A 6,889-nucleotide genomic window follows, 5' to 3' on the forward strand; every position below is an offset into this window, starting at 1 on the left:
CCGCCGGCACCGGCCCGGCCGACGCCGCCCCCCAGCGCCCCGGCGGCTGGCCGACCGCCCCCGGCCGGCCCGCCGCGCCCGCGCCGCAGGGGCCCGCCCCGCAGCCGACCCGCCCCGAGGCCCCCGCCGCGCCGCCGTCCGTGGTCTCCGGCGACACCTCGCAGGTGCGCTCCATGTGGCCCGGCATCCTCGACGCGGTGAAGAACCGCCGCCGCTTCACCTGGATCCTGCTCAGCCAGAACGCCCAGGTGGCCGGGTTCGACGGCACCACCCTCCAGCTCGGCTTCATCAACGCCGGTGCGCGGGACAACTTCGCCTCCAGCGGCAGCGAGGAGGTGCTGCGCCAGGCGCTGTCCGAGCAGTTCCACGTGCAGTGGAAGATCGAGGCGATCGTCGACCCCACCGGCGGCTCCGCCCCGCCGCCCGCCGCCACCGGCTTCGGCGGCAGCGGCGGCACGGGCGGGTACGGCAACCCGGCCCCGGCCCCCCGGCCCGCCCCGGCGCCCGCCCCGGCCCCCCAGCCGTACTCCCCGCCCCCGGCCGCCCCCGCGCCGCACCCCACGGCGCCGCGGCCGACGGCGGACCAGCCTCCTCGGCCCCCCGCGACCGAGGCGTACCGCGCCCCCGAACCCGTAAAGGACGTGCGGCCGCCGGTGTCCGTCGAGGACGACGTGCCGGAGGACGACGATCCGGATCTGGACGAGACCGCGCTCACCGGGCACGAGCTGATCGTGCGTGAGCTGGGGGCGACGGTTGTGGAGGAATACACCAACGAGTAGGGGTCGCCCGCTCGGCGGATAGGCTGAGCCGTGTGAAGGTCCTTGTCATCGGCGGCGGCGCCCGCGAACACGCCCTGTGCCGCTCACTGTCCCTCGACCCCGCGGTCACCGCCCTGCACTGCGCCCCCGGCAACGCCGGGATCGCGGAGGTCGCCGAGCTGCACCCGGTCGACCAGCTCGACGGTGCGGCCGTCGCCGCGCTCGCCGGCCGGCTGGAGGCCGGTCTCGTCGTGGTCGGCCCCGAGGCCCCGCTGGTCGCGGGCGTCGCCGACGCGGTGCGCGAGGCGGGCATCCCCTGTTTCGGGCCGTCCGGCGAGGCCGCGCGCCTCGAGGGCTCCAAGGCCTTCGCCAAGGACGTGATGGCCGCGGCCGAGGTGCCCACCGCGCGCTCCTACGTCTGCACCACCCCGGCCGAGGTCGACGAGGCGCTGGACGCCTTCGGCACCGGCGACCCCTACGTGGTCAAGGACGACGGGCTCGCGGCCGGCAAGGGCGTGGTCGTCACCACCGACCTGGCCGAGGCCCGCGCGCACGCGCTCGCCTGCGAGCGGGTCGTCATCGAGGAGTACCTCGACGGCCCCGAGGTCTCCCTCTTCGCGATCACCGACGGCGTCACGGTCGTCCCGCTGACCCCCGCCCAGGACTTCAAGCGGGCGCTCGACGGCGACGAGGGCCCGAACACCGGCGGCATGGGCGCCTACTCGCCGCTCCCGTGGGCGGACCCGAAGCTGGTGGACGAGGTCCTCGAGACCGTCCTGCAGCCGACGGTGGACGAGCTGCGCCGCCGCGGCACCCCCTTCTCCGGGCTGCTCTACGCCGGGCTCGCCATCACCTCGCGCGGCGTGCGGGTCATCGAGTTCAACGCCCGCTTCGGCGACCCCGAGACCCAGGTCGTCCTCGCCCGGCTGCGCACCCCGCTGGCCGGCGTGCTGCTCGCCTCCGCGAACGGCTCGCTCGACGTGCTGCCCCCGCTCGCCTGGCGCGACGAGGCCGCCGTCACCGTCGTCATCGCCTCGAACGGCTATCCGGCCGACCCGCGCACCGGCGACCCGATCGACGGGCTCGCGGACGTCGCCGCGCAGGACGCCCCGCACGCCTACGTCCTCCACGCCGGGACGAAGCAGGACGGCGACCGGGTGGTCAGCGCCGGCGGCCGGGTGCTCTCGGTGACCGCGACGGGCGCCGACCTGACCGAGGCGCGGTCGCGGGCGTACGCGGCCGTCGGGCGGATCGGGCTCGAGGGCTCGCACCACCGGAGCGACATCGCGGCCGAGGTGGCGCAGGAGGCGGGCCGGGCGTAGGGGGCCTCCGGGCGGCGCGGGAAGCCCCCGAAAGGCCCGGCGCGGGCGGCGAAACGTATCGCCCAGGCCCTTCCCAGACGACACCCCGGCTGTCCACCGAATGCCAGCACCTTTACCCAAAGCCATTCCATCGGGTGAGCGCCAGCTCATCTGCATGACGCGCGCCGCACCCCCAACTAGGGTGCGGCGCAGGCTTTCCGGCACTTGGCCCATCGGCATTGCGATGTCAGTGGCGAGTGCCACAGTGGGGGAGTGAGCAACGCAGCCCGTCGGTGACAGGAGGGGGTGAGGTCCGGCCGTGTCAGGTACCGGGAGCAGGGAAGACCGGGTCGGCGCACGCCAGGAGCGCGAGACGCCGTCCGCGCGGGACCGCGCCCTCGCTGTGCTGCGGGTCCGCGGCCGCGCGCTGGCCGTGGCCCTGCTGCCGGCGGCCGTCGCCGTCGTCCTCCTCGCGGGCCTCCTGACGAGTCACCTGCTCGGCGCCGGCTGGGACGCGGCCCGCTGGGTGCTGACCCCGCTGGCCGCCGTCGTCCTGCTCGCCGCCGCGGCCTTCGGCCTCGCGGTGGTGCGGGCCCGCCCGGCCGTCACCCCCACCGTGCCGGTCCCGGAGTCCGCCGCCCCCGAGCTCTACCGCCTGGTGCGCGAGCTGGCCGACCGGCTCGACGTCCCCGCGCCCTCCGCGATAGCCCTGACCCCGGACTGCGACAGCTGGCTTGAGGACCGCACGCACCCCGCGACGGCCCCGCCCGAGGAGTCCGGCGGGCCCTCCCGGGGCGGGCGGCGCAGGACCACCGCCGCCCCCGTCCTCGTCATCGGCTCCCCCTTCCTGTGGTGGATGCGCGTCGGCGAGCTGCGCGCGATCCTCGCCCCGGTCGTCGCCGGCACCGGCCCCTCCGCCCACCCCGACATAGCCGCCGCCCGCCGCTTCCTGCGCGGGCTCGACGCGGCGGCCGCCCCGCCCGAACCCGGCCTCGGCCGGCTCGCCCGCGCGGCCCGCGCCGCCACCGCCCGCCTCGCCCGCCTGCTGCTGCGCGCCTGCCGGGTGCACGCCGCGGAGATGGAGCGCGGCGTGGCCGCCGCCGCTGCGGACCGCGCCCAGGGAGTGGACTACGGGGTGCGGATCGTCGCCCAGGAGCAGATTGGTCTCGCCTACGCCGGCTGGGATCGCCTGCTCACCCGCGTCGCCCTGCCCGCCTGGCGGATGGGCCGCTGGCCCGCCCGGCTCGACGTCGGCGTGGTCGCCGCCCTGACCGAGCTGTCCCGCCGCGACCGGCTGGCCGACGGCTTCACCTCCCGCCTCGGCGAGCGCCCGGCCTGCGACCTGCTCGAGGAACCCGGCGTGATCGACGAGTCGGTCTCCCTCCTCGCCGCCCGCCTCTTCCACGGCGGCCCCGTCGCCCCCGGCCCCGACTGGTCGCCGGTCGACTGGCAGGCCTATCCCGAGGAGGTCGTCGACCGGAAGTGGCGTACGGAGGCGGCCCGGCTGCACCGGGTCCTCGACCGCCTCGGCGTCCGGCGCACACCCGCCGGCGGGCAGCCGGACGGCGCGGCCCCCGCGGACGCCCCCTACGGCAGCGGCCCGACCCTCGCCCGGGTCATCGACCACTTCGCCGCCGGGGGCGATGCCCTCGCCGCCGGCATCACCGCGGAGGTGGCCCGCGAGGAGGCCGCCGCCCCGCGCCCGTCGGCCGCCCCCGCGGGCACCGACCCGCTGCTCGACCACGGGCCGCTGCCGCTGTTCCCCCTCCAACCCCCTCGCACCGAGCGCGAGCTGCTCTCCGACCACGTCACCGCCATGGTCTGCTGCGCCGCGATGGACACCGCCGGCGCCGTCCCCGGGCTCGACTGGCTCGACGGCCCCGCACTGCTCGTCGACGGCGAACGGCGCACCGACCTCGGCAGCCCGGTCCTGTCCCTGGTGGAGGACGGCGACCCGGAGCCCCTGCGGCACTGGCTGTCGGAGCTCGGCGTCCGCGCCGAGAAGCCGGTCCGGCTGGTCTGACCGGATGCGGAGCAGGGTGTTCCGCATCATCGGATTCGCGACGAGCAGTGACGCGTCGCGTGCGTTATGTGATGTGCTGGTGTCGGCCGTCCGGACGACCGGTGCGATCCCGGCCGCACGGCGAGCACCGCGCACACCCCGCGCGGCGGGCCGCACCGTCACCGAGGGAGGGGAGCCCCCATGAGCGCAGAGCGCTCGGAGCGCGCCGAGCAGATCCGGCGCTGGGAGTCGGGCGCCCTGGCCCACGCCGTGTCCGACCCCTTCGGCCAGGGGCCGCTGCCCTGGCTGCGCGGCAGCGAGACCTACTTCGACGACACCGGCCAGGTCGTCCCCTGGTACGTCGACCTGCCCACCGCCGACGGCCGCATGATCCCCTCCCCGCGCTCCTCCGGCGGCCCCCGCACCGCCGACGACGTGCGCCGCCAGATCAAGGGCTTCACCTCCACCGGCGCCGCGGCCCCCGGCGAGTCCATCGACTTCCACATCACCGTCGACCCGCCGCAGCAGTTCAGCGTCGACATCTACCGGATCGGCCACTACGGCGGCGACGGCGCGGCGAAGATCACCACCAGCCCCCGGCTCTCCGGCATCGTCCAGCCGGCCCCGCTCACCGCCGACCGCACGGTCTCCTGCCACCACTGGTGGCTGTCCTGGCGGCTGCAGATCCCCACCTACTGGTCCATCGGGGCCTACGTCGCCGTCCTCACCACCGCCGACGGCTACCGCTCGCACATCCCCTTCACCGTCCGCGACTCCCATCCCGCCGACCTGCTGCTCCTGCTCCCCGACGTCACCTGGCAGGCGTACAACCTCTACCCCGAGGACGGCCGCACCGGCGCCAGCCTCTACCACGCCTGGGACGAGCGGGGCCGGCTGCTCGGCGAGTCCGACGCCGCCGTCACCGTCTCCTTCGACCGCCCCTACGCGGGCGCCGGCCTGCCCCTGCACGTGGGCCACGCCTACGACTTCATCCGCTGGGCCGAGCGCTACGGCTACGACCTCGCCTACGCCGACACCCGCGACCTGCACGCCGGCCGCATCGACGTCGCCCGCTACCGCGGCCTGGTCTTCCCCGGCCACGACGAGTACTGGTCGGTGCCCATGCGCCGCACCGCGGAGGCGGCCCGCGACCGGGGCACCTCGCTCGTCTTCCTCTCCGCCAACACCATGTACTGGCAGGTCGAGCTGAGCCCCTCGCCCTCCGGCGTCGCCGACCGGCTGCTGACCTGCCGCAAGCGCCGCGGCCCGGGCAAGCCGGCCCTGTGGCGCGAGGTGGACCGCCCCGAGCAGCAGCTGATGGGCATCCAGTACGCGGGCCGGGTCCCCGAGCCGGCCCCGATGGTCGTCCGCAACGCCGAGCACTGGCTGTGGGACGCCACCGGCGCGCTCGACGGCGACGAGATCGACGGCCTCGTCGCCGGGGAGGCCGACCGCTACTTCCCGCGCACCGCGCTCCCGCCGCACGAGGGCCGCATCCTGCTCGCGCACAGCCCCTACGAGGACCACGAAGGGGCCCTGCGCCACCAGGAGACCTCCCTCTACCGCGCCCCCTCCGGCGCGCTCGTCTTCGCGTCCGGCACCTTCGCGTGGTCGCCCGCCCTCGACCGCCCCGGCCACGTCGACCCGCGGATCCAGCGGGCGACGGCCAACCTCCTGGACCACATCTGCAAACGCGTGTGACCTGGCACCTCACGGGTACCGCGTCCCACCCACCCCCAGGCACCCGGTGGCCGCGTCCGCTCCCCGGATGCGGGAGAATCGGAGCCCTTGGCCAGAACCACGGGAGGGAACCGTGTCCGGATTCGTAGAAAAGCCCGAGCCGATCGAGGTTCCGGGCCTGGTGCACCTCCACACCGGCAAGGTGCGCGAGCTGTACCGCAACGAGGCGGGCGACCTCGTGATGGTCGCCAGCGACCGCATCTCGGCGTTCGACTGGGTGCTGCCCACCGAGATCCCCGACAAGGGACGCGTCCTCACCCAGCTCTCGCTGTGGTGGTTCGACCAGCTCGCCGAGCTCGTCCCGAATCACGTCATCTCCACCGAGCTGCCGCCCGGCGCCCCCGCCGACTGGGCCGGGCGGACCCTGGTCTGCCGCTCGCTGGAGATGGTCCCCGTCGAGTGCGTGGCCCGCGGCTACCTCACCGGCTCGGGCCTCGCCGAGTACCGCGAGACCCGCACGGTCTGCGGCCTCGCCCTCCCCGAGGGGCTGACCGACGGCTCCGAGCTGCCCGCACCGATCTTCACCCCGGCCACCAAGGCCGCCGTCGGCGAGCACGACGAGAACGTCAGCTACGAGGAGGTCGCCCGCAAGGTCGGCGCGGAGACCGCCACGCAGCTCCGCCAGACGACCCTGGCCGTCTACGGCCGGGCGCGGGACATCGCCCGCGAGCGCGGCATCATCCTGGCCGACACCAAGTTCGAGTTCGGCTTCGCCGCCGGGGACACCGGCCGGGACGGCAACCCGCCCACCCTCATCGCCGGCGACGAGGTGCTCACCCCCGACTCCTCCCGCTTCTGGCCGGCCGACACCTGGCAGCCGGGCCGCGCCCAGCCGTCCTACGACAAGCAGTACGTCCGCGACTGGCTCACCTCGTCCGCCTCGGGCTGGGACCGCGCGAGCGAGACCCCGCCGCCGCCCCTCCCGCAGGAGGTCGTGGACGCCACCCGCGCCAAGTACGTCGAGGCGTACGAGCAGCTCACCGGGGTGCCCTGGTCGTAGCCGCCCGCCGGGCCCCCGCGTTCGCCGAGCGGGGGCCCGCGCGCCCCGTCCCGGTACGACGAAGGCCCCGGTCCGTGGGACCGGGGCC

At 75.9% G+C, this 6,889-nt stretch carries 4 protein-coding genes and 1 pseudogene; all 5 read left to right on the top strand.

Annotation, left to right across the window (positions count from 1 at the left end; translation table 11 throughout):
* Positions 1–779, top strand: a pseudogene (locus ACFWEG_RS27575) (DNA polymerase III subunit gamma and tau); the annotation flags it as partial.
* Positions 780–811: 32 nt separating this feature from the next.
* Positions 812–2,080, top strand: coding sequence for a phosphoribosylamine--glycine ligase (gene purD, locus ACFWEG_RS27580; protein ID WP_387220432.1), 1,269 nt, complete (start codon positions 812–814; stop codon positions 2,078–2,080).
* Between the two features lie 298 nt (positions 2,081–2,378).
* Positions 2,379–4,082, top strand: a complete 1,704-nt coding sequence (locus tag ACFWEG_RS27585) for a hypothetical protein (RefSeq protein WP_387220434.1) — start codon at positions 2,379–2,381, stop codon at positions 4,080–4,082.
* Between the two features lie 180 nt (positions 4,083–4,262).
* The gene (locus ACFWEG_RS27590; RefSeq protein WP_387220437.1) at positions 4,263–5,762 is read left to right on the top strand and encodes a N,N-dimethylformamidase beta subunit family domain-containing protein; all 1,500 of its coding nucleotides are present in this window, start codon (positions 4,263–4,265) and stop codon (positions 5,760–5,762) included.
* A 112-nt stretch (positions 5,763–5,874) separates the two neighbouring features.
* Positions 5,875–6,801, top strand: a complete 927-nt coding sequence (locus ACFWEG_RS27595; protein ID WP_387220440.1) for a phosphoribosylaminoimidazolesuccinocarboxamide synthase — start codon at positions 5,875–5,877, stop codon at positions 6,799–6,801.
* Positions 6,802–6,889 lie beyond the last annotated feature (88 nt).

This window comes from Streptomyces sp. NPDC060194 (genome assembly GCF_042728285.1).
In the GTDB taxonomy this organism is placed as follows: domain Bacteria; phylum Actinomycetota; class Actinomycetes; order Streptomycetales; family Streptomycetaceae; genus Streptomyces.

What these genes read in the sequence shown, in the direction of transcription:
- ACFWEG_RS27590 (WP_387220437.1), top strand. Translation starts at nt 4,263, where the DNA reads ATGAGCGCAGAGCGCTCGGAGCGCGCCGAGCAGATCCGGCGCTGGGAG.